This is a genomic window from Kribbella sp. NPDC049584, from assembly GCF_040675555.1.
Taxonomy (GTDB): Bacteria; Actinomycetota; Actinomycetes; order Propionibacteriales; family Kribbellaceae; genus Kribbella.
The window spans coordinates 430,981-454,490 of the sequence record NZ_JBFAPF010000002.1 but is presented as its reverse complement, the minus strand read 5'-3'; the positions used below and the strand labels follow the sequence as shown (position 1 = coordinate 454,490).

The following is a 23,510-nucleotide window of genomic DNA, read 5'->3' as shown; positions in this document are numbered from 1 at the left end:
GCAGAGAGTGCCGAGGAAGTCTTAGGAGTAGATCACGCGAACCCCGGCAGGGAGTTGAGCGCTTCCGGCGAGCAGTGCGCCGTCCAGCCAGGCCTCGATCAGGTTGGCCAGCTCCTCGGGGTGGCTGAAGTTCACTGCGTGCGCCGCCTGTTCTACGAGCGCGACTGCCAGATGCCCGGAAGCCAGCCGAACCACCTCGCCGACACGGGACGGAGACGGCATCAGCGGGTCGCGGCCACCGAGGACGGCCAACGTCGGAACGGGGCTGTGAAGCAATCGCTCCAGGGACGGGAAGAGGGTCAGCTGGTGGAACAGGCGCAGGCCGTTGATCGGCCCGAACCTCAGGTAGTCAGGGAGCGCGACCGGGACCATCGCGGGGCGTTCTCGCATCACGTCCAGGACCAACTGACCGAGCCCGCGAGGCAGCGGCTGGTTCTGCAGGCCCCCGGCAGGAGATACCAGGACAAGGCGATCGACCCGCTCGGGTGCCTCATGCGCCACCTCAAGCCCGATCGGACAACCCATCGAGTTCCCGATCAGCACAGCCTGGTCGATGCCCAGTGCATCCAGGATCGACAGCAGGGCGCCAGCCAGTGCGCGAATGTCCAGGATGTGGTCACGCCGTTCGCTGCGGCCGTAGCCCGGCAGGTCCGGGACGACGTTCAGCCATCGGCCGGCCAGGACTCGTGCCGTAGGCATCAGGTAGGCACCAGAGATGCCGAAGCCATGAATGTGGACGAGAGGCACACCGCCGCCACCCAAACTGCGCTTCAGGTGGACAGACTTCCCATCGACGCGCACGTACTCCGTAACCCACCCGTCGGCCCCCATGGCGGATTCTCCCACAGACGGGCCGGATCCGTCGCTGCCCCGGCCCCACCCCGCGCTGCGACCGGGCTCGCTCTGGCTCGGAGCTGGCACTGATCCCAACACCGAACAGCCGATCCGGAGGCACGCGTGCCCAGCACCGCGGACCGCTTGCGCTGCTGGGATCACTCGCGAACCGGGCTCGTCCGCAGCGGGTGAGGCTGCTGACGGGGTGGCCCGCCTACCGTTGCCTTGGGCGCGATCGGCCTCGGCCCGGCTTCGGGAGCAGTGCGCATGGGCGACGCCGTACAGGTCAGGAGCCGGGCGGGGTACTTGCGGCCACGTGTATTTCGACGCTCGTGGTGAACGCGAATACCTCGGCCGTCAGCATTCTGCTGCCGGCCATCTCGGAGGACACCGGTACCTCGGTTGAGACGCTGCAGTGGGCGGTCACCGGCTATTCGCTGGTCGGCGCCGCAGTGATCGTCACCTCGGGCTCGTTGGGTGACGTCTTCGGCCGGTCCTGGTGGGCTCGACCATCGCGATTCTGATCGGTGCGGGGACGATCAACGGGCTGATGTACCTGCTCAGTCTCTACTTCCAAGATCCCGCCGCCCTGGACTTGCGGCGTCGCTGCCGAACTCAGCGATCGCGTCGGAACGCACTCCTTGGTTGTCGAGTCATGCCGAACGGCACCACGGCGATCACCATGGCGGGGACGGCCACCGGGAAGAGCCACGGAGGGTGTCTCGGCCAAGCCAAGAGTATGGCCGGAATGGTGAAGGCGATAGCGAGCCCGATCGCGGCACCGATGTCGCCAACTCGCCGACTGCTCTGTTCTTCCGGCGTCCCCCCGTACGGGCTCTCGGGGACCTCGCCTGGATCGCTCGGCCCCAGGGTCTGCGCCCAGTAGTTGATCAGACCAACCGCGCGGTCCGTGCCATCGTCGACGGCAAGCTGGTGCAAGGCCCAGGCAATGCAACGGCGACCATCTCGCCGACGGATCACGGCTCCGAATGATCCGGGTTTCGCCGAGACGACGTTCTCTCTGGCGATCCGGTGAGTCCACAGCGGATTGCGCACGACCAGCTCGTCGGGCAAGAGCCACACCGCGGGCCGTACGATGCCGAACCACCAGAGGGCCACGTACATCACGATCGCCGTCAGCGGGTCACTGATCGGATGGTCGACTTGCATCGCCGTCGAAATCAGGGCGATCGGCGCTGTTGCGAGGATCCCCACGCCAACCCCGAGCCGAACGGCCAGACTCACCCGCCAACACCGACTGACCGCACCATCGGGCAATCGGTGCCCCGCGCGACGGCCTGTGCTCACTCAGGAATCATGGCACGCATCTGCCGGCGGAAGTCGGGCGGCTGCAGTGGGCGTGTGAGTTCGCCTCGGTATCGATCACCTGAGCCACGCTGAAGTGCTTGCTCTCGCTCATCCCGTCGTACGCGACCCCGCGTGCATGCCTGGCTGCGGCGTTACGTGGAGATGCCTGCACTCCTTTGACCGGGCCTTCCCGCCGCGCGGGCCGTCAGGGCGTCACATTGGCGCGGACTGCAGGAGTCACGGCTGCGAGGTGACCGCCGTCGGTCTCCCAGGCGTCTTCAGGAGATGGCCCGGCTGTTGGTGACTCACTGGAGGGCCTGGCGCCGGAGCCCGACGCAGCCGGCACCAGGTCTTGCGCATGGATCCGGTTGCCGTCCTCGACGGCAAGCGTCATCGCACCAGCGGCCACGGCTGCTGCGGTGCGTGGTGGGATGACAGCCAGGTCCACGCGGGCGCCGGCTCTGCCCGCCAGGGCAATCAGCAGTCCGGGAGGCTGGCTGGCAAAGAAGCCCAGATGCACGACTCGCCCGTCGACGGCCAGACGGCGCGGATGGCTGTCCCAGTCACCGCGGTAGAGCATGACGCGGGTGATCGGCCCGCGCAGCTTGTCGATGGCCAGGACGAGGCCGGGGATCTCGGCGACCGGATCTGTCGAGCGCGGCCACCAGCCCCCGTCCAGAAGGCCTTTCGATCCGCCGGAGCGCAGTCGCAGTCGTGGCGTGGACGGTGCCGACGCGGACATGACTGTTCTGCCGTCGCGGGCAATGAGCGTCATCGTGACAACCTCAATCCTTGTCCCGGCGGACCAGGCGGCGCAGCTGGGTCATCCGGGCGGCGCCGATCGATGTGGCCAGCACAGCAGCGGCGACGCCGGCGATGAACAACGCGAGCGCGAGCGGCACCGAGCCGTTCAGCCACAAGAAGTTGATCGCGACGCTACCGGTGTTCTGCAGCATGAAGACGATCAGGACCACGAAACTGATCACGGTGACGCAGATCCCCAGCCAGGCACCGCTGATCCGGGTGCGCGGCACCCGAGTCGGCAACGGTGTGACGAGCCCGTCGACCGCCGAGGACGGCGTATCCGCTGCAGGGGTTTTGGGCGCGTTGCGAGTGCGGTGAAGTACCGACATGACATCTCCCACGAAGGGCCGGTGTGGGCTGGCAGCCTCAAGGCGGGATGTCGTCGATTTCCGGAGCTACACCCCACAGTACGCCGGTTCCCATCAGAAAGCGCTGGTGGGCACCTCGAAGCCGCAATCCAGAGCCGCACCAGGATCGCGACAGCGATCGGCATCCTTATCGAGCGCTACCAGTGGACCGTCCACGGGTCTTCGCCGTCCTCACCCGGTTCAGCCAGCACTCCAACCGCAAGCGGCACACCTCGCCCAGGAGAACGTCCTCGAAACCGAATCCGGTCACCCACGGCTCAGAGCTACTGCCCCGATCGATGAACAAGCGTCGTCAGCATGCGCCGCCGGCACCGCTCAGCGAGGTTGGTGCAGGGAATGACCTTGGCTTCGGTCCAGATCGTGGGTCTTCCGAGCATCGCGCTCTACGTCGCCGCATTGGTCACCTGGGGCGGGTGTGCGGTCGCGACCCTGCATCCGAAGGGCACGTGCCCGAAACTATGATCCACGCTGTCGCGAGCCGAGCAGGTAGACTGAGAAGGACTCCGGAGCGATGGCATTCCACGTGGCATGTCGGGAACCCCCGCAGCCTTACGAGGCGATGCCCGATGTCCATCCGACCCCTCTCTGTCACCGGCGGCGCATCTCGCCGCTTTGCCGCGGATCATGATCTCCTGGACCTGTTCGCCGACATCATGGCCGCCCGCGCGGCCGATCGGCATGCGCGTGGACAGCGACGTGCGGACGCCCCCTCCCGAAGCGACGCCGATCGCCTGTCCTTGTCACTCGGTGCCTACGCCAGCGCGCTGGAGCAGTACCGGCTGCCCGTGCCCCCGGTGATTCGCGACGAACTCCGCCTGCGCAGAGGGTTGCCGTCATGAACGGCATGGAACAAGTCCGGACCCTGCACGCACACGTGGACTGGAGGCTGCGCAGCTTCTCGCTCCCCGGACACGTGATGGTTCTGACGGCAGCAGGTTGGCGCCGAGGCTGGCTGGTCGCTCGCGAAAACGGCCAAGCCGGCTGGAGAGGGCTAGTGCAGTACGAGCTCGGCGACGTGGAGATCACCGAGTACCTAGCGGCTGACCACATCGCCTCACCGGACCTCTGGCTGACGAGTGAGCCGACATCAGGTGAACAACGAGGTCTGCCTGATGGCACCCGCAGTTGACCTCGGACAGGACTCGACTACCAACGGTCGCAGCGATTTCGCGCTGCTCTTACGCCAGATCAGGCCTGAGGTACCAGACCGAACAGCACCTCTTCCCCAAGATGCTCAAGGCGGATCATCCGGACTGCTTGAACGCCGGCGCCGGAACCTGGGTTCCGGCGCCGGGTGGGTGGGTTAGTGGCCTCGGGCTACTTTTGTGGCGTTGATGATGCCCTCGCCGAAGAAGCCGTTGTTGGTTGGGGAGCCTTCGCAGGTTTGGGTGGAGGTGACGGTTGTGAAGGAGCCGTCGGGTTGCTGGACCAGGCGGGTGTAGGTAAAGGCCGCGGGGGTCGGGCATGGGGTGTCGGTGGCCGTGCTGCGGAGTGCCTGCTCTACGGCGGCGGGCGAAGCTTTCTTGCCGCCGTTGACTCGGTCCGGGACGCCTAGCCGGCTGACTGCCAGGGCAGCGACGCCGGCCGCGTGCGGTGACGCCATCGACGTGCCTTGCAGGTACTGGTAGTAGCCGCAGACTTGCTTGTCGCAGCTCCGGACGACGCTGGGTGTGTTCGGCGTTCCGTCGGGGTTGAGCTGGCCGCGCTCCTCGGCGAGGTGCTTCGGGTACGCGGCGAGTATGGCCTTCGTGATGTCGCGCTTGTTGTCGGCGGTGTCGTACACGTCCCCGCCAGGTGCGGACAGGTCGGCGTACCCGTTGCCGTAGTCCGAGTAGTAGGCCTTGCGCTTGGTGATGCCGGTGCTGGTCACCGAAAGTACGTGGTTGCCCTCTGACGGCATCGAAGTACACGAGGGTGGGATCGTCCGGCTGTACGGCGCTTCACCGGGTACGTCGGCGAAGTCCGGGCTCGAGTTGTCGACGATCGTCTTGGTGTAGTCAGTCGCGCCGTTGCCCGCGGCTGATACCAGCGTGACGCCATGGTTGTAGGCGTAGTCGAGTGCCCGCTGCATCGCCGTCACGACGGTTCGCTGCTCGGCCTGGGCCTCGGGCGGATCGGCCGGGTTGTCGGCGCAGTTGAACAGCCACGGATCGACGTAGAAGCTCATGTTCACGACGTCGATGCCGTGATCGCCCGCGTAGGTCAGGGCATCAACGGTCGGCTGCAGGAAGAAGAAGCCCGAATCCTGTCCGGCCCGCAGGTTGACGATCGTCGCCTTGGGCGCGATGCCCGCGATCCCGAGCTTGTTGACCGGCGACGCGATCTCGGACGCGACGTGCGTACCGTGACCGTTGTCGTCCTCGTCGACCGGGTCGACACAGCTCGGGTGCTCGCACGGTCCGTCGACCACCGCGCCGTTCGCGTCGAACGGGATGTCGGTCGTGAAGTTGCGGCTCAGCGCCTTGTCGAAGTTGTGGGCGATGTCGGGATGGGTGCCGTCGACGCCGGTGTCGATGATGCCGACCCGTACGCCGGTGCCCTGCTCGTAGCGCTGGGAGCCGTCGGCGGTGGCGCCGATCTGCTGCATGTCCCATTGCAGCCCGGCTAACGGCTCTTGCTTCTTGTCTGCCTTCTCATTGCCCGCGCTTGCCCCCTGAAGGTCGGCCTGCGCGGCGTCGAGCTTCACGTTCACCTTCCCAACGGCCGCGCCGTCGTTAGGTGCCCGGCCGATGACCGTGCTTCGCGCGACGCCCACAATCGCGGACGAGGCGCCGGCGGCAGCCTGGAAACCCTCATTCTTGGTGGTGACAGTGGCGACACCGATCGCCGCGTTCTCGCTGAGCACCTTGCCGCCGGCGGCGGCGATCGCGGCATGCGCGGCTTCAGCGGAACCGCCCTGGGCGTAGAGCACGACGAACTGCCGCTCCTGGCCGCTGGTCGCCGTACCGGGACTGGCTGCGACCCACAGCAGCCCGGCGACGCTCCCTGCCACGACGGCTGCGCGCGTGACGTACTTGAACATTGGACCCCTCCCTGGATATCCAACTACAGCGAGCAAAACTTGCTGACTGATCGCAGGAACTGCGCAAGCGCGACATACCTGGAGCCGGGGCACGGCCAGTCGAACTGGACCATCGAAAACCTGCTCACCATTCCCCCTTTGTCCCGGCCAACAGCCGGAAACAACCCCCGGCGCCATCACAGCGCCCACAACCCACGTGCCTTAATACCACTCAACAGCCAGCGTCAAACAGGCCGTGGACGGTGCCTGGGGCCTGTTTCGCCGGTGGCTCGGTCGGGCACAGCGGACAGGAGCGATGGTCCGGGCGCGCGAACGCGCTCGGGTGAAGCGCACTTGAGGAGGGCGTGATGGGTATCGGTGCGGGAATCTTCCTGCTGGCGGTGGGCGGAGTCCTGGCATTCGGGGTCTCCGACCGGATCAGCGGAGTAGACCTGACGATGATCGGCTACATCCTGATGGGCGCGGGCGCGCTCGGGCTGGTACTGACGATGTTCCTCACCAGCCGCTCCCGGACCAGCCAGACCGTGATCCGCGAAGAGCGCGTGCAGAACCCTCGCGATCCGCGGCTCTAACCTCACCACCCAGCGCTCCCTGGCACCACTGGTGCCAGGGAGCGCTCTCGTCGAGCCAGGCTGAACCCCTGAGTCGCTGCCGTCGGTCGGGATCGGACGACTGCGGGACAGTGTTCTGCGCATTTCCGCAGGTCAGGGGCTTCTGAGCAGCAGGTAGGCACCGCCTGGTGCCAGGTCGGGAAGCAGTCTGGATCTCATTACGTGGAGCCACTATCGTCTAGATCGACGGCGTGCATATGCACGTGCATTTGCAGGTGCACCGGAGGTCTCCCGTGATAGCTCCCCAGTTCGGTTCTGATGAATGGCGTGTCGCGTACTACCGGTACGAGTTCGCCTACCTGCTGAGGTCCGTCCGCAAACGTGCGGGGAAGACGGTTCGTCAGATCGCCGAGAGCAGCAACTACTCGCATCCGCATATAGCGCGGTCGCTCGCAGGGACGCGGTTCCCCAACTGGAAGTTGGTGCGGGCGGTTCTGGACGCCTGCGGGGTCGGCGGTGATCAGCTCAGGTGCTGGCTGCGGCTGTGGAAGACCGTCAGTGCTACCCAATCGCGGACGGGGCCAGGCAGCGTGCGCGAGCCCGGGCGGCGTACGTGGGTAGAGATCGAGCGAGAGTGGGAACGCCGGAGGGCGGCACTCCGGGAGCCGGATGCGACGCTGCTGCAGATCCAGCAGGTGGTGAGCCTCGATCAGCTCGGACGAGTGCTCACCACACTCAGCACGCGACAAGGTGCTGGATCACTCCGCCGGCTCGAGGAGCTCAGCGGTATCTCGAAATCGACGCTGCATGGCTGGTACACCGGCCAGCGAAAGCCCAGCGCCGAGCGGCTGCACCAGCTTGCCGTTGCGCTCGACATCACGCAGGCGGAGCAGATCGCCCTGATCGAGTGCCTTTCCCGGGTCTCACCCCTGCGACGACGCCCGGAGCCCGAGCGAACTGCGGCGTGCAGAGACAACAACCCCTCGATCGGACAGCAATGCAAGCTGCCGAAGTACCACCGAGGACCACATGAGGCCACCGGCGGCGACCTGTGGTTCGAGGACGGTGTGCTTGACGGAGGCCGCGCCGGCAGAGAGCCGGACTCGCAGCCCGAGACCCGGCCCGCAGCGCGGGTGCACTTCGGCCCAGGTTGGTAGCCGGCGCGGTCGGTGGTGAGTCAGTGTGCAGGACGGAACCGGCAAGATGAAGACCCGCAGAGGATGCAAGAAGGCTATGAGCAACGCGAACAACCCGGCAGGGCGGTTGCATACGATCCTGACCGCCTACCGCGCCGCCGCGCACACCGACTCGACGATGCACGCCACCTGGGCAACGGTCCTCGGCGTACCCGAAGGACAGGTGCCGGTAGCTCTTGCCGAGGTCGCCGCGCTCATTCCCGAGATTCATCGGCTTGTCGTCCAGTGCGGAGCGTGCGAACAGATCGAGCTCTTCGACGCCTTCGGGCGGCACTGGGCCGCACCGATCATGAGCGAGCACCATCCGCGGCAGATTCCCAGCCCTGGCTCGAGTGCCGTGGATCCGAACGCGCTCGCCGTCCTCGGCGGACTGTCCGCGTACCTCTCCACCTGCGCGCCCGAGGGTGTACTCCCGCGGGCCGAGCGAGCAGCTGAACTCAGAGCGGCAGTGAATGATCTTCTCGATGAGCTGGCCGGCGAGGACTCGCTGCCCGCGGAGCTGCGGTTCGCGATCAACGCGCGGCTGCACGACATCGTCTGGGCGATGGACCATGTCCGCATCGGCGGACCGGGAGCTGTCGCACAGGCCATGGAGCGTTTACTCGGCCACATCACCATCTCACTGCACAACACACCTGAGGCGCGCGACTCCGGGTTCCTGAAGAGGGTGACGAAGACGATCTCGTGCATCTGGGTCGCCTACAAAGCCGGTCCGCAGCTTCACGCCGCCCTCGAAGGCTGGCAAGACATCCTCAAGCAGCTACCTCCGGGACACTAGGCCCACCGTACGTCGCAGCACGCCTTCCTGCGCGCCCGCTGCAGCCCGCAATAACCCGCAACAGCTATTCGGCGGTTGGGTTGTCGAGGTGGTCGGCTAGTTGGTGGAGGGTGGATTGGAGGCGGCGGACCTGGGGTTCGGTTAGGCCTAGGGACTCGCCGAGGTGGCATTGGGCTTCGTGGAGGACGGGTTTGAGGGACTCGCCGGCGGGGGTCAGGGTGACGGTTACCGAGCGGGCGTCTGTTGTGGAGCGGTCGAGGGTTAGTACGCCGCGGTCGGCCAGGCGGCGGAGTAGTGGGGTGAGGGTGCCGTGGTCCAGGCGGGTGGCTCGGGCGATGTCGCCGATGGAGCAGGGGCCCAGACGGGTGAGGGTGACCAGGACCAGGTACTGCGGGTAGGTCAGGCCGTGCGGGTCGAGGACCGGGCGGTAGAGAGCGGTGACCATCCGAGACAGCGAGTACAGGTCGAAGCAGAGTAGGTCGTCGAGGACCCGGGTCTCGGTCATGGCTTGCTCCTGTGGTCGGCGTCTCACCCGGCAGGGACTTGACGGAAGGATATCTTGTGCACAAGTATTTTGTACACAAGACAACTTCTGAAGGAGATCGCAATGCCGACTCGTACCGCGCGGACCGCTTGGAACGGCACTCTGGAGCAGGGCTCGGGGCAGGTCGAGCTCAGCAGCTCGAAGGCCGGGACGTACGACGTTTCGTTCCCGAAGCGCGCCGCTGAGGATGCGGGCGGCACGACCAGCCCGGAGGAGCTCATCGCGGCTGCCCACACCGCGTGCTACGCGATGTCGCTGAGTGCGGAGATCGCCCAGCGCGGCGGTACGCCCCAGGCGCACGAAGTGCGGGCCGACGTCACCCTGGGCCCGGACCAAGCGAACGGTGGCTTCAAGCTCACCGGTATCAAGCTGACGGTTCGCGCGGAGGTTGAGGGTCTGGACGAGGCCGGGTTCGCGGAGGCAGCGCAGGCCGCCAAGGCGAACTGCCCGATCAGCAAGGCGCTGGCCGGCGTCGACATCACGCTCGACGCGGCACTCGAGAGCTGACCTGCGCCCATCGCGGCCGCCGTCGCGGAGTTGTCCGCTACCTCGTGCCTGCCCGGAGATTGCCCGCCCGGAGATTGCCTGCCCGGAGACGACCTGGTCTCCGGGCAGTCGCCATTCCGGGCATTGACAACTCCGCCGGGGCGCTGCTTGCTTGAGTCGGGGGTGGGGGATGACAGAACTTGAATCGCTGGCGCATGCCGACTCGGCCAGGGTCGCAGCCGCCGGCCGGATCTACGCGGACAGCTTCCCGTTGCGGCAGCGGGAACCGTTCGACGCGTTGACCGAGTCGATCCGCGACAGCGAGGTCCTCGCCTGGTTGCAGCTCGACAACGGCGCACCGATCGGAATCGCCGTCATACTCCCGTTCAGCTCGGTGCCCTGGGATTTCCTGGAGTACTTCGCGATCGACGGAACCGTGCGGAGCAAGGGCCATGGGTCGGCGCTGTGGACGGCGTTGCTCGATCAGCCGGAGATCCGCCGGCTGATCTTCGAGGTCGAGGATCCGGACGACGCGGGCGATCCGGACGAGCGGTCCATCCGGGAGCGACGCATCGCGTTCTACCAACGGCTGGGTGCGAAGCTCGTCGAGAACGTCGAGTACGTCGTACCGGATGTCCAAGGAACGAACCGTGAGCGGCTTCTGCTGATGTGGTACGACGCCGATCGCGCGGAGCTCGACCCGGAAACGCTGGCCGGTTTGCTCAAGGCGCTGTACCGGGAGGGCTACGGGCTGCCGTCCGACCACAAGCTCATCGCCGCAGCCGTGCACAGCCTCGGCGAGCGGGGGTGACGTCGTGTCGTTGGCACAGTCTCTTTCGATCGTTGCTCTGCTGGTGTCGGTGATCTCCGCCGTGATCGCCTGGCGGATCGGTATGCGGAGCTTGCGCATCACGACGTACCGGAGCGCGACCGACCTGATGCTCGAGGTGGATCGGATGTTCGTTGCGCATCCGAAGCTACGGCCGTACTTCTACGAGAACCGGGTCTGCCCGGCGCGCCACGCCGACTACAACCTCGTCGAAGCGGTCGCCGAACTGCAGCTCGACGTTCTCGAGTGCATCTGGGACGGGCGCGACAACTACTCCGACGACGATCGCAAGTCCTGGGCGAAGTACATCAAGGCCACGTTGGACGCGAGCCCGGCACTCCGGACGATGCGCGCGGACCCGGCCAGGTCGGGCTGGTACCCGACCCTGACCAAGCTCCTCGAGCCCGGGGCGCAGGAGGTTGCACCGCAGACGGGATTGCTGAGTCGTGCTCGTCAACGCACCACCCGTCTGCTGGGCTCCTGACGTGTTCTCCTTTCTCCATGGATTGGAGAGATCTGCCGCTTGTCGAGTGTCCGCGCGGGGATGAAGTGCAGATGCTGCAGTTCGCGCTGGACAGAGTGCGGAAGCAGTTTGCCTGGAAGACCGGCGGGCTTGATGCGGAGCAGTTGCGTCGGCGGCATGCGCCGTCGGCGATGACGTTGGCTGGCCTGGTGAAGCACATGGCGTTCGTCGACGACGGCTTCACGGCGCGGGCCGCGACGCAACCGCTCGCGGCGCCGTGGGACGGCAGGAGCTGGGTTGAGAACGATCGGTGGAGTTGGGAATCGGCGGTCACGGACGAGCCGGAGGAGCTCTACGGGCTTTGGTACGGCGCTGCTGCGCGATCTCGCGCCGCCTGGGAGGAGCTGAGTGCCGACGGCGGCCTCGACGTGGTGATTGCCGACCCGGACCCGAGGTGGTCGTCGAACCGGCGGCGGATTCTGATCGACCTGCTCGAGGAGTACCTGAAGCACACCGGGCATGCGGATGTCCTGCGTGAAGCGGTCGACGGCGTGAGGGGCAATGATCCTGAGTGAGCCGGAGAGGATTGCAGACGCGTTGGCACGCTCGTACGGCGTGCACGCTGTCGAGGTGACCGAGATCCGCGCGGGCACGGTGACGATCAACTTCCGCGTCGTCGACGACACGGGATGTCGTTGGTTCGCGAAGGTGTACCGCGGGGAGCTCGAGCGCGAACGTGCGGCGATCGAGCTGGCGGAATTCGCCAGGCAAGGCGGCGTACCAGTACCTGAGGTACGGCGGACGCTCGATGGGCAGCTGATCGACGAGCGGGTGCCGATGTCGTTGTGGGAGTTCGTCGACGGCGAGACGGCCGAGGGTGGGCTGATCGGCGCGAGATGGCCGGCGGTCGGACAGGTGCTGGGGAGGTTGCATCGGCGGTTGGCTGAACATCCTGCGGCGGCGCCGACGTTGCGCGCGGCGGCCGGAGTGCGAGATGTGGGACGAGCATGGCAGTCCTTCGATCGGATTATCGACGGGTACGGGAATCGGGCGACCTTGAGCCGGTTCGAGCAGTGGGCGTGGGAGGCGGCCAAGGAGCGGCGAGGGCTGCTCGATCGGGCCGGCGCGATCCTGGCCGGCCTGCCGGAGCTGACGGTTCAGGTTGTGCATGGAGACTTGGCATCGCCGAATCTGATGCTCTGCGGGGACGATGTGGCCGCAGTGATCGACTTCCAGCCATCTGCTCCGCGCTTCGCCGCCTGGGAGATCGCGAGGATCGGCTGCGACCCGCGGACTGTGATGCTCGGCGACGAGTGGATCAGCGGCCTTCCGGAACTGCTGATCGCCTACCGGGACGAACATCCGGCAGCACGCGTTGACGACCTCGTTTCCACGGTTGCGGCCGGCTGCGCCTACACGGTGGCGTCGACATACCCACTGGCCCAGCCGTTTGACGATCCGAGTGCAGTGACGCCGTCGCTCGAGCTCTACGCGCGGGCACGACACGACGCTGCATTGCTGATGCTCGAACGTCTCGCCGAAGTACAGGACAGCTTGCGCGACCGGCTCAAGCGCTAGACCGGGATCGACACTCGGAACAGGCGTTCGGCGTTGTGGAGGGACTCGGTTACGACTGCCTGGCCGTTGGTGATCAGGTCGCGTTGGTACGACGCTAGGTCTTCGCCGGATGTCAGCGCCTTCGTGAGGCGCGCGGCGTCCCAGAGGGCGGTGTTGGCGCCTGCGCCGGCGGCCGGTGTCATTGGATGTACGGCGTCGCCGAGCAGCGTGACTCGATCCGACGTCCAGGACGGCACGTTGATGCAGGTCCGTAGCGTGATCGGGAAGGCCGCGTCTACCTCGGCCGCATCGACCAACGCACGGATCGCCGGATGCCAATCGGCGACGGATCGCGTCACGATCTCCCACAGCTCGACCGGGCTCATCGTGAAGAGCTCCTCGTCCGACGCACCGAGCACCTCGTTCGTCCCGGTGAGGACCGCCATCAGATAGTCGCCGTACTCCCCCGGCGGCTCGCGAAATAGGACCGGCCCGAACGCTGCACCCGTCCCGGCACCATCGCTCACGAAGCAGAACCCGCGCAGGAACGCCGGCGGCGCCACCGACTGGACAGCCGTTGTCAAAGGCACCTTTCCGTAGATGCACCGAACCCCGATGTCCACGACGTCGAGCTCGGGCAGCAGATGCCCACGCACGCGCGAGCCCACCCCGTCGGCACCGACGAGCACGTCGGCGACGACGGAAGTCCCGTCCACAAAGGAGATCTCGACCCCCTCCGGTGTCTCGACGTACGACTCGAACTCCTTGCCGAACTCGAGCACGTCGTCGAGGCCGGTCATCAACGCCCGCCGGAACGCATACCTGTCCACCGACGTCACCGCGTCCGGACCCGCGATCGGGAACTCCTGCTCGAACTGCACATTCAGCTGGGCGTCGAACGCCGCCAGGAGATCACCCGGCCTGGTGGCGGTCGCGATCACGCGACGTCGCACGCCATCCGGCAGCACGGCGGCCAGCGCCTCCTCCCCCACCGAACTGATGTGGATCCGGTACCCCTGATTGCGGTGCCTCGGCGAGGGGTCGCGCTCGAACACCTTCACGTCCACCCCGGCCCTGAGCAGTCCCTGCGCCAGCGCGAGTCCACCGATCCCGGCACCCACGATCGCAACCTTCATCGCCGCCTCCAATCATCCGCACATCAAGCTCTATCATCCGTCCGGTTGATTAAGTTAGCACACCGGATGGCTGTCCGCTAGGATGGTTTTCGTGCGGAGATCACCGGGACCCGACGAGCGGCAACGGGACGCCGAGCGCACCCAGCAGCAGTTGCTGGACGCGGCGGTGATCGAGTTCGGCGCGCACGGGTTCAGCGGCGCGCGGGTCAGCGAGATCGCTGCAAGGGCAGGCGTGAACAAGCAACTGATCTCGTACTACTTCGGCGGCAAAGAGGGCCTGTACCGCGCGGTCGCCGATCGCTGGCGGGCCGATGAGCCGGCCATCGCCGCCGACGCGGAATCACTCGGCGAGATGGTCGCCGCCTACGCCCGTACGTCGATCGCGCAGCCCGACCTGCTCCGCCTTCTCGTGCGTGAGGCCGTCGACCGCGACACCAGCGCGCTCGATCCGGAAGGGCAGCGAGCCCGGTTCCAGAACATGCTCGACGACTTCCGCCAACGGCAGACCGACGGCGAGCTCGCCGCCAACCTGGACGCGGCGTACACCGGCCTCGCGCTCTTCGGCCTGGCCGCGGCGCCGGTCGTGTTCCCGCAGATCGCGAGGGCGCTCGGCCTCGACCCGGACAGCGACGAGTTCGCCACCAGGTACGCCGAGGAGACGACGCGACTGGTCGAACACCTCAAAGAGGACTAGATCGCGCCGGAGATCGCGCGGTTGCGGAGCTCGGCCTTGTAGGCCTCGAGGGCGATCAGCTCGCCGAACATCCGGTTGTACTCGTCCGCGCGCTCGATCGGATTCGTCCGCTGCAGCTTCGACTTCAGGTCCTGGATACGCCGCGCGCAGGTCAGCTCCTGCAGCCGGGCCAGCAACGCCTGCGCGTACTGCTCATCCGGCTCGCGACCGAGCCGCAACGGATCCACGGCCAGCGCGCCGACGACCGCAGCCGCCGGATCGTTGCCGATGGCATCGCGTACGGCGACCACCCACGCCTCCGCCGCAGGCGCCGCGGCGGGGCCTCCGGCCTTCGCCATCGCGGTCCGGATCGCGGCCAGCCAGGGGTGGGTGAAGTCATGGTCGTCAAGCTCGTCGAAGGCGACGCCGACCAGCGCCGGGTGCTGCATCGCGACCTTCAGCACGTCCCATTCGATCACGTACCGCTGGTCCCGCGGTGAGGGCACATCGGCGCGCCGAGGCTGCTGCGCAGCATCACCAGTCGAGCCAGGCGGGGCAGGCTGCCCAGGCGGCCCGGGCTGCCCGGCCTGCCCGACAGTCGGACGTCCAGCCTGTCCGGACGCCGCCTGCGTGCCCTGCCTGGACGCGGCCCGGTACACCTCGGAGCGAACCTGATCCTCGTCCATCCCCAGGTGCCCGGCGAGCTCCCGCGTGAAGGCGTCCACCTTCGACCGGTCGCGGATGCTGATCACCAGCCGCGCCGCATCGCGCAGCGCATCGATCCGCGTGTCCGCGCGATCCAGGTCGTACTTCGACAACACATTTCCGAGCACGAACCGATACAGCGGGACCCGTCGCCCGATCAGCTCACGGACCGCCGCATCCCCCTTCTCCAGCCGCAGATCACACGGGTCGAGGCCGTCCGGCTCGACCGCGACGTACGTCTGCGCCGCGAACGCCTGGTCCCCCGCGAACGCCTTCAACGCCGCTCGCTGACCCGCCTCGTCACCGTCGAAGGTGAAGATCACCTCGCCGCGGAACTGATCGTGGTCCAGCAGCAGCTGCCGCAGCACCCGCGCGTGATCCTCGCCGAACGCCGTGCCGCAGGTGGCGACCGCGGTCTGTACTCCGGCCAGGTGGCAGGCCATCACGTCGGTGTAGCCCTCGACGACCACGGCCTGCCGGCCCTTGGCGATCTCCCGCCGCGCGAGATCCACGCCGTACAGGACCTTGGACTTCTTGTAGATCGGCGTCTCGGGCGTGTTCAGGTACTTCGCTTCGATCCGGTCGTCGTCGAACAGCCGCCGCGCGCCGAAGCCGATGACGTCCGACGACGCGTCCCGGATCGGCCACATGAGCCGTCCGCGGAACCGGTCGTACAGCCCGCGCTGCCCGTCGGCCGACAGACCCGACGCGACCAGCTCGGCGTTCGTGAAACCGCGACCGCGCAGGTGGTTCGTCAGTACGTCGCCACCGCGCGGCGAGAACCCCACGCCGAAGTGAACGGCGGCGTCCTTGTCGAAGCCGCGCTTGTCGAGGAACTGCCGGCCCGGCGCCGCCTCGGCCGCACCGAACAGCTGGTCGACGTAGAACTCGGCCGCGATCTTGTGCGCCTCGACGAGCCGCGGCCGCTGATTGCCCGGACCACGCTGCACCGGCGCGCCGGAGTCCTCGTACCGCAGCTGGATGCCGACCTTCGACGCCAGCGTCTCGACCGCTTCACTGAAGGTGATCTGGTCGATCTTCTGGATGAAGTCGATGACGTCGCCGCCCTCTTGGCAGCCGAAGCAGTAAAAGAACCCGCGGGCCGGGGTGACGTTGAACGACGGCGACTTCTCGTCGTGGAACGGGCACAGCCCCTTGAGGTTGCCGCCGCCGGCGTTCTTCAAGGTCACGTACGAACCCACGACGTCGTCGATCCGGGCCCGCTCGCGCACCAGCGCGATGTCCTCTTCCTTGATCCGGCCTGCCACCCCGCGAGTCTAGCTGGACCGATCACATAGGTTTGCGGGTATGCCACGAACTCTTCGCGCTGGTCAGCGGTCCGAGTTGTACGTCGTCGAGGTGACGAGCGGGGAGCACCGCCTGGTGTTCAGCTCGTCCGACATCCTCTTCGAGGCACCGAACTGGACGCCGGACGGAAACCTGATCGTCAACGGCAACGGGCGGCTGTTCCGGGTGAACGACGATCTCGAGGAGATCGAGCTCGGCGGAGTGCCCGACATCAACAACGACCACGTGGTCAGCCCGGACGGCCGGACGGTCTATGTGTCCGCCGACGACGGCCATCTGTACGCCGTGCCGATCGAAGGCGGACCCGGGCGCCGGGTGACGAACGATCGTGGACCGGGCTTCCACCACTACTTGCACGGGGTCTCGCCGGATGGTGAGACGCTGGCGTACATCGGGCTCGAGAACCGTGACGGCCGGCGGATCACCAACGTCTGGACGATCCCCAGCGCCGGCGGCGCGGACGTCCAGGTGACGAACGACGAGTTCGCCGACGACGGGTCGGAGTACGGACCGGACGGCAAGTGGATCTACTTCAACTCGGAGCGGGCCGGCCAGGCGCAGCTGTTCCGGATCGCGGTCGGCAGCGGTGAGGTCGAGCAGCTGACGAACGACGAGCGCGTCAACTGGTTCCCGCACCCGGCGCCGGACGGCTCGGCGATCGCGTACGTGAGCTTCCCGCCCGGCACCGAGGGGCATCCCGCCGACATCGACGACGTACGACTCCGTCTGCTCACGAACGACGGCGAAGTACGCGAACTTACGAAGCTGTTCGGCGGCCAGGGAACGATGAACGTCCCGAGCTGGTCGCCGGACAGCGCGCAGTTCGCGTACGTCACCTACCCGATCTAGACGTCGGACAGCTCGACCGAGGTGTCGGCGAGGCGGGCCGGATCGACCTGCTTGCCGGAGCGAATGAGCTCGCGGACCGCGTCGAGTCCGGTGTCCCACAGGTTGACGTGCATGCCGGCCAGCACCCGGTGGTCGTCGTCGAGCCAGAAGACCATGTAGGCGCCGGACTTCGGATCACCGCGGAACACGACCTGGTACGACGCGCCGCGCGGGACGTCGCCGGCGTACTCCATGCCGAGGTCGAACTGGTCGGTGAAGAAGTACGGGATCGAGTCGTAGGCCACGTCCTCGCCGAGCATCGCCTTCGCGGCCGTCTTGCCGCTGTCCTTCGCGTTCTGCCAGTGCTCGACACGGACTGGGCGGCCGTACTGCGGGTGGTCCCAGCGGGCGATGTCACCGGCCGCGTACACGTCCTCGGCCGAGGTCTGCAGGTTGGCGCCTGTCACGATGCCGGCGCCGTTGTCGGGCGTCGCGACCTCGATGCCGGCCTCCTCGGCTAGCTCGGTGTTCGGCTGCACGCCGACACCGACGACCACCAGGTCCGCCGGCAGCACCTCGCCGCCGGACAAGCGGACACCGGTCACCTTGTCGGTGCCCTCGAAGCCCTCGACCCCGGTGCCGAAGCGGAACTGAACGCCGTGCTGCCGCTGGAAGTCGGCGAACACCTCGCCGACCTCTTCACCCATCACCGATGCCAGCGCGGTGGACTGCGGCTCGACGACCGTGACCTCACTGCCCCGCTCACGCGCGGCCGACGCCGCCTCCAGGCCGATCCATCCCGCACCGATCACGACAACGCGCGGCTTCGCGGCGTACGCGTCGGTCAGCGCCTGGGACTCCTCCGCCGTCCGCAGGTAGTGCACGCCGGGCAGATCGGCGCCGGGCACGTCGAGCTTGCGGACCCGGCTGCCCGTCGCGATCAGAAGCTTGCTGTAGGACACCTGCGAGCCGTCGTCGAGCGTCACCGAGTGCGCGGCCGGGTCGATCGCGGTGACCGTCGTCCCGAGACGCAGGTCGATCTTGTTGTCGTCGTACCACTGCTGGTCGTGCAGTTGAGCGGACTCCGTCCCCTTCTTCGCGAGCAGCACGTCCTTCGACAAGGGCGGTCGCTCGTACGGCAGGGACTGCTCACTGCCGATCAGGAGGACACCACCGGTCCAGCCTTCCGCCCGGAGGGCCTCGGCCGCGCTCGCTCCCGCGAGACTCGCACCGACGATGACAATCTGCGCAGAACCAGAAGCCGTATCAACCATAGGAAGACCCTAGTACCCGCCGACCTCTTGTAAAAGCAGGACCGGTTGGCTAATTTGTCGAGGACATCAGACGTCCTATGTCCTCCCCGGGAGAGTCATGCGCGTACTCAGACCGGCCCGTCTCGTGGCCGCCGCCCTCTTGATGTTCGGCACTCTCACAGCTCCACCCGCTCGGGCCTCCGGCGAAGCACCCTTCGTCGACGACAGCGTGCTGTTCCAGCAGAAGACCGAGGGGTATTCGTGCTTCCGGATCCCCGCCGTGGTCCACGCGACCGACGGTGAAGTGCTCGCGTTCGCCGAAGGACGAGTCGCGGACTGCGGCGACGACGGCGATATCGACATCGTGCTGAAGCGATCCTCGGACGGTGGTAAGACGTGGGGTCCGCTGCAGGTGGTCTCCGAAGGCAACGGGAGCACGCACGGCAACCCGGTGCCGATCGTCGACCAGAAGACCGGCCGGATCGCGCTCGTCACCACCCACAACGGCCCACAGCCGTGCACGAACGGCTGTGACCGCGACCCGTACGTGCAGACCAGCGACGACTTCGGCGCGACCTGGACGGCCCCGCGTGAGCTGACCGACGCGAAGCTGCCGAGCTGGAACTTCTGGTACGCGACCGGCCCGATGCACGGGATCCAGCTCGAGCACGGTCCGCACGCCGGCCGGCTGATCGTTGGCGCGACCTACGAGACGTACGACGGCGCCGGCAAGCACGTTTACGGCGGCCATCTCATCTACAGCGACGACTCCGGTGAGACCTGGCACATCGGCGCGACGATGGCCCGCGACGACGGCAAGGTGATCGTCGGCGAGATCACCGTCGTCGAGCTGACCGACGGCCGGATCTACGCACTGGCACGCGAACGCGGGACCGATCCGGGCAACCGGGCGTACGCGATCAGCAGCGACGGCGGGGCCACCTTCGACGCGCCGTTCAAGACCATCCCGCAGCTGGTGATGCCCGACGTACAAGGCTCACTGCTCCGGTTCAGCGCGCGGAACGAGGGCGATCGGCGGAACCGGATCCTGTTCTCGGCCCCGGCCCATCCGGCCGCGCGCGAGGTGATGACGGTGCGATCGTCGTACGACGAGGCGCGGTCGTTCGGCACGTGGGAACAGGGCAAGGTCTTCTACTGGGGTCCGTCGGCGTACTCCGACATGGTGCGGCTGGACGGGGATCAGGCCGGGCTGTTGTACGAGGCCGGTGTCGCGAACCCGTACGAGACGATCCGCTGGGCACGGTTCAACGAGGCGTACCTCTCGACGCCGAACGGTACGCCGCCGGGCATTCCCGGCCCGCCCGCGCCCGGGCCGACGACGGCCGATGTCGGGCCGGCGCACAATCCGGCGTACGTCCGCGGCGGGGCGACTGTTGCCGCAGGCAAGTTCGGGAACGGGCTGGCGATGGACGGGGTGGACGACTACGTCGAGGTGCCGTTCGACCGGTCGATCGATCTCGGGGCGGACGACTTCACGATGATGACGTGGATCAAGTACGGCGCGACGACCGGGTCGCACGCGATCCTGTGGGCCTATCGCACGGGTTCCGGAACGACACCACAGGTCTGGTTGCGGGCGGAGCCGGAGAGCAATCGCATCCGTGCGCTGCTGGCGGTGGACCGCTACAACGTCACCGTCCAGTCCACCTCGGCCTATAACGATGACCAGTGGCATCACGTCGTTCTCCAACGGGTGAACGGGAAGCTGCGGTTGTTGGTCGACGGGGTTGAGGTCGGCTCAGCGACGGCGCCCGCGGGTTCGGTGACGGCGGGCAAGGAGTTCGGCGTACAAGGCATTCACGTCGGGCAGCGGGTCGACGGCGCCAACCGCTTCCAGGGCACGCTCGACGAGGTGCGTGTCTATCGGCGTGCGTTGTCGGATGCGGAACTGCAGCAGATTCGCGAGACCAACAAGCCGATCGTGAACCGCCTCGGTCTCGATCTCCCCTTCACTGCGATCCACTGATCCGCAGCTCGACAGGACATAGCCACTGATTGCGCCGCGCGCGGAGTGAATCCACGCGGGGGTCCGGCGTCAGTGGACCTATACGTACTGTCGAGCTGCAGATAGGCGGGCCCCCAAGCCGCCGTCGATCCCCGACTCGTCGTCGCCCCCGTCGTAGACCCGCGGACCCGGATGTCTGAGGGGTCAACCCCGCAGGTGGTCGGTTGCGTAGGCACAATCCGGCTCCGCAACCGACCAGGCGAGGGGTTGACCCCTCAGACGGACCACAGCGGGGCGCAGGCGAGTGGGGCGCGGGCGGGCGCGGCGCGGTGACCGGGCGGAAGCGAGCGGGGGTGTCAGGGGGTGAGTTGGGTGTGCCAGGCCAGAGCTGAGGGGTCGGTGAGGGACGCGACCTGGTCGACGACAACGCGCAGCCGGGCGTTGTCGTCGGCCGCGTCCGCGAAGTCGGACTGGAACGGCAGGTCCAGGTTGCGTGGGGCCGTCTTCCACAGCGCCTCGACCAGCTCGGTGAGCAGCTCGCGCTGAGTCGCGCGGCGAGCCTGGCGCTCGGGTGAGTTGAGGACGTGGAACATGCCCACCCCCTTGAGCAGACCGATCTCGGTGCGGATGCCGTCGGGGACGATCAGGTCGGCCTCGTAGCGGATCAGCCGCGAGCGACCGAACACGGCATGCGTGGCCTGCTCGGCCGCGGTGGCGAAGCGGCCGATGAGCTGGCTGGTGAGGTCTTTCAAGCCGCCGAGCGCACGCCGGCTGTCGTCGAAGGCCGAACCAGGCCAGTAGTTCAGCGCGGTCAGCCGGGCCCAGCCCTCGTCCAGCTCCGCATCGGTTGCCTCCGGCAAGTACATCTGCCGGACCGTCTCCCAGTACGGCGCCCGGTCCGCGTCGACCGCGGCGAGGTCGAGATGGTGGGCGACGATCGCGTCCTCGACGTCGTGCACGGAGTACGCCACGTCGTCGGCGAAGTCCATCACCTGCGCCTCCAGGCAGCGCCGCTCCCCCACGCCGGGCCGCAACCAGGTGAAAACGGCGAGATCGTCGTCGTACACGCCGAACTTCCGCTCGCCGGGGCGGCGCGGCCAGGGGTACTTCGTCGCGGCGTCGAGCGTGGCGCGGCTCAGATTCAGCCCGACGCTGCGCCCCTCGGCGTCGAAGGTCTTCGACTCCAGCCGGGTCAGCAATCGCAGCGTCTGCGCGTTGCCCTCGAACCCGCCGATGTCCGTCGCGACCTGGTCGAGCGCGCGCTCGCCGTTGTGGCCGAACGGAGGATGTCCGAGATCGTGGGACAGGCAGGCCGCGTCCACGATGTCCGGATCGCAGCCGAGCGTCGCCGCGAGCTCACGGCCGATCTGGGCGACCTCGAGACTGTGGGTCAGCCGGTTGCGGACGAAGTCGTCGCTGCCGGCCGTCACGACCTGCGTCTTGGCGGCCAGTCGTCGCAGCGCCGCGCTGTGCAGCACCCGCGCGCGATCACGCGCGAAGGCGGTCCGGCCCGGTCGCTTGACCGGCTCGGCAACCCAGCGCTCCGCGTCGTGCTCGTCGTACCCCTCGTGCTGCTTCCTCATTACTGCACACAGTAGCCGCGAGCACGGACAGTTTTGCGGCGTTCAGATGGCTACGCAGTAACGCATCCAGAGCACGCCGTCCTTGAAGACCTCGGTGCCGACGTGGTGGAGGTTGAGTTGGCGGGTGTCGCACCAGCGTTCGCCGGTGCCGACCAGGACCGGGTGGACGAGAAGGGCAAGCTCGTCGATGAGATCCAGTTCTAAGCAGGCTCGGAGGAGGGCGCCGGACGAATCCACCCGGACGGTCTGGATGCCCCGTCGGCCCAGGACTGTGAGGATTTCGGCGAGGTCCACCTGGTCGTAGCCGGTGACGAGTTCGCGGGTCGTCGCGTCGGACGGACGAGGTGGGGTCTGGTCGGCGTACAAGGCGAGGACGTCGGACCAGTAGCCGAGGTCACGGAGTGCGTTCCAGCTGTGGACGCGGGCTCGGCTGTCGACGACGGCAAGCAGCGGGCCCTCCGGTCGCGGGCCGCGCCGGGGAGCCGCGAGTACGTCGGACTCCTGGGCGAGGATCGTGTCGGCGCCGACGAGAGTCACGTCCTCCTGCCAGAGTGAGGCCAGCGCATAGAACCGGGCGAGGTCGACGTCGAACCCCGACGCCACCCCGTCCAGCGAAACCGCCAGCTGAGCCACCACGTGCATATCCCCAAACCTAGGGACACCCACCGACAAACCGAGCTGTTCGACGACTCACCAGGGCAGCGGCGTGCCGGGGACTACGGCCGATTCGAGTCGGGTTCGCACTGCCTGACGGGCGTGCTCGTAGGTCGTGTCGTCGTTGTGCAGGATCGAGGCGAGGTTCGCGGCCTCGTAGTACGCGTTGAGGTCGAACGCGAGCTGCTTCGGGTCACCGGTGAGCTCACCTCGTGAGATCGCCTCGCCGATCGTGGTCTCGATCAGATCCATCCACTCGTCGTGCACCGCCGCGAGCATCTCCGTCACGGCGCTGTCGCGCGCGGAGAACTCGTGCGAGACCTTCTGGAAGAAGCAGCCACCCGGAAACACTCGGCTCTGCGAGTAGTCGAGCCACTGTTTGCTCAACGCCCACACGCGTCCGAGACCGGGCTCGACCTCGAAGGCCGGGAGCACGACGTTGTCGGCGTAGATCCGCCGCGCGGCCCGGATCGTCGAGAGCTGCAGCTCCTCCTTCGAGCCGAAATGCGCGAACAGGCCGCTCTTGCTGATCCCGAGCTCGGTCGCGAGCCGCCCGATCGACAGACCCTCGAGCCCGTCGACCGAGGCGATGTCGACGGACCGGCGCAGCACGGCGCGGCGGGTCTGGTCACCCCGCACCAACCGTCCGTCGACCTTCTCCACG

26 protein-coding genes are annotated in these 23,510 nt (G+C 67.4%); 14 read left to right on the top strand and 12 right to left on the bottom strand.

The window, feature by feature from the left end; translation table 11 throughout:
- Positions 1 to 21 precede the first annotated feature (21 nt).
- Positions 22 to 831 (bottom strand): alpha/beta hydrolase, encoded by an 810-nt coding sequence (locus AB0J62_RS08965; RefSeq protein ID WP_363866193.1) that lies wholly within the window; start codon positions 829 to 831, stop codon positions 22 to 24.
- A 191-nt stretch (positions 832 to 1,022) separates the two neighbouring features.
- On the opposite strand from AB0J62_RS08965, the gene AB0J62_RS08960 reads away from it, so the two are divergent.
- Positions 1,023 to 1,358: an MFS transporter gene (locus tag AB0J62_RS08960; RefSeq protein WP_363866190.1), complete on the top strand. Its 336-nt coding sequence runs from the start codon at positions 1,023 to 1,025 to the stop codon at positions 1,356 to 1,358.
- 91 nt (positions 1,359 to 1,449) lie between these two features.
- Here the strand turns inward: AB0J62_RS08960 and AB0J62_RS08955 are convergent, their stop codons facing one another.
- From AB0J62_RS08955 to AB0J62_RS08945, 3 genes are all read right to left on the bottom strand, one after another.
- Positions 1,450 to 2,079: a hypothetical protein gene (locus tag AB0J62_RS08955; protein ID WP_363866187.1), complete on the bottom strand. Its 630-nt coding sequence runs from the start codon at positions 2,077 to 2,079 to the stop codon at positions 1,450 to 1,452.
- Positions 2,080 to 2,347: 268 nt separating this feature from the next.
- A complete protein-coding gene (locus AB0J62_RS08950; protein WP_363866184.1) occupies positions 2,348 to 2,917 on the bottom strand; it encodes a DUF5994 family protein in 570 nt (189 codons plus the stop codon).
- Between the two features lie 10 nt (positions 2,918 to 2,927).
- Positions 2,928 to 3,275, bottom strand: a complete 348-nt coding sequence (locus AB0J62_RS08945) for a lipopolysaccharide assembly protein LapA domain-containing protein (RefSeq protein ID WP_363866181.1) — start codon at positions 3,273 to 3,275, stop codon at positions 2,928 to 2,930.
- A gap of 375 nt (positions 3,276 to 3,650) precedes the next feature.
- Between AB0J62_RS08945 and AB0J62_RS08940 the strand changes: the two genes are divergently transcribed.
- Both AB0J62_RS08940 and AB0J62_RS08935 read left to right on the top strand, forming a co-directional pair.
- The gene (locus tag AB0J62_RS08940; RefSeq protein ID WP_363866178.1) at positions 3,651 to 3,776 is read left to right on the top strand and encodes a hypothetical protein; all 126 of its coding nucleotides are present in this window, start codon (positions 3,651 to 3,653) and stop codon (positions 3,774 to 3,776) included.
- A gap of 104 nt (positions 3,777 to 3,880) precedes the next feature.
- Complete coding sequence (locus AB0J62_RS08935) at positions 3,881 to 4,153, top strand: hypothetical protein (RefSeq protein WP_363866175.1); 273 nt, start codon at positions 3,881 to 3,883, stop codon at positions 4,151 to 4,153.
- A 464-nt stretch (positions 4,154 to 4,617) separates the two neighbouring features.
- Here AB0J62_RS08935 and AB0J62_RS08930 read toward each other — a convergent pair whose 3' ends face one another.
- Positions 4,618 to 6,336: a S8 family serine peptidase gene (locus AB0J62_RS08930; protein WP_363866172.1), complete on the bottom strand. Its 1,719-nt coding sequence runs from the start codon at positions 6,334 to 6,336 to the stop codon at positions 4,618 to 4,620.
- 347 nt (positions 6,337 to 6,683) lie between these two features.
- Here AB0J62_RS08930 and AB0J62_RS08925 point away from each other — a divergent pair, with 347 nt between their 5' ends.
- From AB0J62_RS08925 to AB0J62_RS08915, 3 genes are all read left to right on the top strand, one after another.
- On the top strand, positions 6,684 to 6,908 hold the full coding sequence (locus AB0J62_RS08925; RefSeq protein WP_363866169.1) for a DUF6458 family protein: 225 nt from the start codon (positions 6,684 to 6,686) through the stop codon (positions 6,906 to 6,908).
- Positions 6,909 to 7,180: 272 nt separating this feature from the next.
- Positions 7,181 to 8,044 (top strand): helix-turn-helix transcriptional regulator, encoded by an 864-nt coding sequence (locus tag AB0J62_RS08920; RefSeq protein ID WP_363866166.1) that lies wholly within the window; start codon positions 7,181 to 7,183, stop codon positions 8,042 to 8,044.
- Positions 8,045 to 8,120: 76 nt separating this feature from the next.
- A complete protein-coding gene (locus tag AB0J62_RS08915) occupies positions 8,121 to 8,861 on the top strand; it encodes a hypothetical protein (protein ID WP_363866163.1) in 741 nt (246 codons plus the stop codon).
- Positions 8,862 to 8,925: 64 nt separating this feature from the next.
- Here AB0J62_RS08915 and AB0J62_RS08910 read toward each other — a convergent pair whose 3' ends face one another.
- Positions 8,926 to 9,366, bottom strand: coding sequence for a MarR family transcriptional regulator (locus AB0J62_RS08910; protein WP_363866160.1), 441 nt, complete (start codon positions 9,364 to 9,366; stop codon positions 8,926 to 8,928).
- Positions 9,367 to 9,468: 102 nt separating this feature from the next.
- Between AB0J62_RS08910 and AB0J62_RS08905 the strand changes: the two genes are divergently transcribed.
- The 5 genes from AB0J62_RS08905 (at position 9,469) to AB0J62_RS08885 (ending at position 12,761) form a co-directional block, all read left to right on the top strand.
- Positions 9,469 to 9,912, top strand: coding sequence for an OsmC family peroxiredoxin (locus AB0J62_RS08905; protein WP_363866157.1), 444 nt, complete (start codon positions 9,469 to 9,471; stop codon positions 9,910 to 9,912).
- 169 nt (positions 9,913 to 10,081) lie between these two features.
- Positions 10,082 to 10,702, top strand: a complete 621-nt coding sequence (locus tag AB0J62_RS08900; protein WP_363866153.1) for a GNAT family N-acetyltransferase — start codon at positions 10,082 to 10,084, stop codon at positions 10,700 to 10,702.
- A 4-nt stretch (positions 10,703 to 10,706) separates the two neighbouring features.
- Positions 10,707 to 11,204: a hypothetical protein gene (locus AB0J62_RS08895; protein ID WP_363866150.1), complete on the top strand. Its 498-nt coding sequence runs from the start codon at positions 10,707 to 10,709 to the stop codon at positions 11,202 to 11,204.
- A gap of 71 nt (positions 11,205 to 11,275) precedes the next feature.
- Positions 11,276 to 11,758, top strand: a complete 483-nt coding sequence (locus tag AB0J62_RS08890) for a DUF664 domain-containing protein (protein WP_363866147.1) — start codon at positions 11,276 to 11,278, stop codon at positions 11,756 to 11,758.
- A complete protein-coding gene (locus tag AB0J62_RS08885; protein WP_363866144.1) occupies positions 11,745 to 12,761 on the top strand; it encodes an aminoglycoside phosphotransferase family protein in 1,017 nt (338 codons plus the stop codon). The genes AB0J62_RS08890 and AB0J62_RS08885 overlap by 14 nt, the downstream gene beginning before the upstream one ends.
- Here the strand turns inward: AB0J62_RS08885 and AB0J62_RS08880 are convergent.
- Positions 12,758 to 13,876 carry an NAD(P)/FAD-dependent oxidoreductase gene (locus tag AB0J62_RS08880; RefSeq protein WP_363866141.1) on the bottom strand — a complete coding sequence of 373 codons (1,119 nt, stop codon included), beginning with the start codon at positions 13,874 to 13,876 and terminating at the stop codon, positions 12,758 to 12,760. The two genes, AB0J62_RS08885 and AB0J62_RS08880, sit on opposite strands and share 4 nt — an antisense overlap.
- Positions 13,877 to 13,967: 91 nt before the next feature.
- Between AB0J62_RS08880 and AB0J62_RS08875 the strand changes: the two genes are divergently transcribed.
- Positions 13,968 to 14,570 (top strand): TetR family transcriptional regulator, encoded by a 603-nt coding sequence (locus tag AB0J62_RS08875; RefSeq protein WP_363866138.1) that lies wholly within the window; start codon positions 13,968 to 13,970, stop codon positions 14,568 to 14,570.
- Here AB0J62_RS08875 and dnaG read toward each other — a convergent pair.
- Positions 14,567 to 16,522 (bottom strand): DNA primase, encoded by a 1,956-nt coding sequence (dnaG, locus tag AB0J62_RS08870; RefSeq protein ID WP_363866136.1) that lies wholly within the window; start codon positions 16,520 to 16,522, stop codon positions 14,567 to 14,569. The two genes, AB0J62_RS08875 and dnaG, sit on opposite strands and share 4 nt — an antisense overlap.
- Positions 16,523 to 16,562: 40 nt before the next feature.
- Here dnaG and AB0J62_RS08865 point away from each other — a divergent pair, with 40 nt between their 5' ends.
- Positions 16,563 to 17,411 (top strand): biopolymer transporter Tol, encoded by an 849-nt coding sequence (locus AB0J62_RS08865; protein WP_363866133.1) that lies wholly within the window; start codon positions 16,563 to 16,565, stop codon positions 17,409 to 17,411.
- Here AB0J62_RS08865 and AB0J62_RS08860 read toward each other — a convergent pair.
- Positions 17,408 to 18,664, bottom strand: coding sequence for an FAD/NAD(P)-binding oxidoreductase (locus AB0J62_RS08860; RefSeq protein WP_363866130.1), 1,257 nt, complete (start codon positions 18,662 to 18,664; stop codon positions 17,408 to 17,410). The two genes, AB0J62_RS08865 and AB0J62_RS08860, sit on opposite strands and share 4 nt — an antisense overlap.
- 97 nt (positions 18,665 to 18,761) lie before the next feature.
- Here AB0J62_RS08860 and AB0J62_RS08855 point away from each other — a divergent pair, with 97 nt between their 5' ends.
- Positions 18,762 to 20,630 (top strand): sialidase family protein, encoded by a 1,869-nt coding sequence (locus tag AB0J62_RS08855; protein ID WP_363866127.1) that lies wholly within the window; start codon positions 18,762 to 18,764, stop codon positions 20,628 to 20,630.
- A gap of 335 nt (positions 20,631 to 20,965) precedes the next feature.
- Here the strand turns inward: AB0J62_RS08855 and AB0J62_RS08850 are convergent, their stop codons facing one another.
- Genes AB0J62_RS08850 through AB0J62_RS08840 form a run of 3 tightly spaced genes read right to left on the bottom strand, consistent with a single transcriptional unit; the run spans position 20,966 to position 23,509 of the window.
- On the bottom strand, positions 20,966 to 22,192 hold the full coding sequence (locus AB0J62_RS08850; protein ID WP_363866124.1) for a deoxyguanosinetriphosphate triphosphohydrolase: 1,227 nt from the start codon (positions 22,190 to 22,192) through the stop codon (positions 20,966 to 20,968).
- A gap of 42 nt (positions 22,193 to 22,234) precedes the next feature.
- Positions 22,235 to 22,834, bottom strand: a complete 600-nt coding sequence (locus tag AB0J62_RS08845; RefSeq protein ID WP_363866121.1) for a dihydrofolate reductase family protein — start codon at positions 22,832 to 22,834, stop codon at positions 22,235 to 22,237.
- Positions 22,835 to 22,882: 48 nt separating this feature from the next.
- Positions 22,883 to 23,509: a TetR/AcrR family transcriptional regulator gene (locus tag AB0J62_RS08840; RefSeq protein ID WP_363866118.1), complete on the bottom strand. Its 627-nt coding sequence runs from the start codon at positions 23,507 to 23,509 to the stop codon at positions 22,883 to 22,885.
- Position 23,510: the final 1 nt, after the last annotated feature.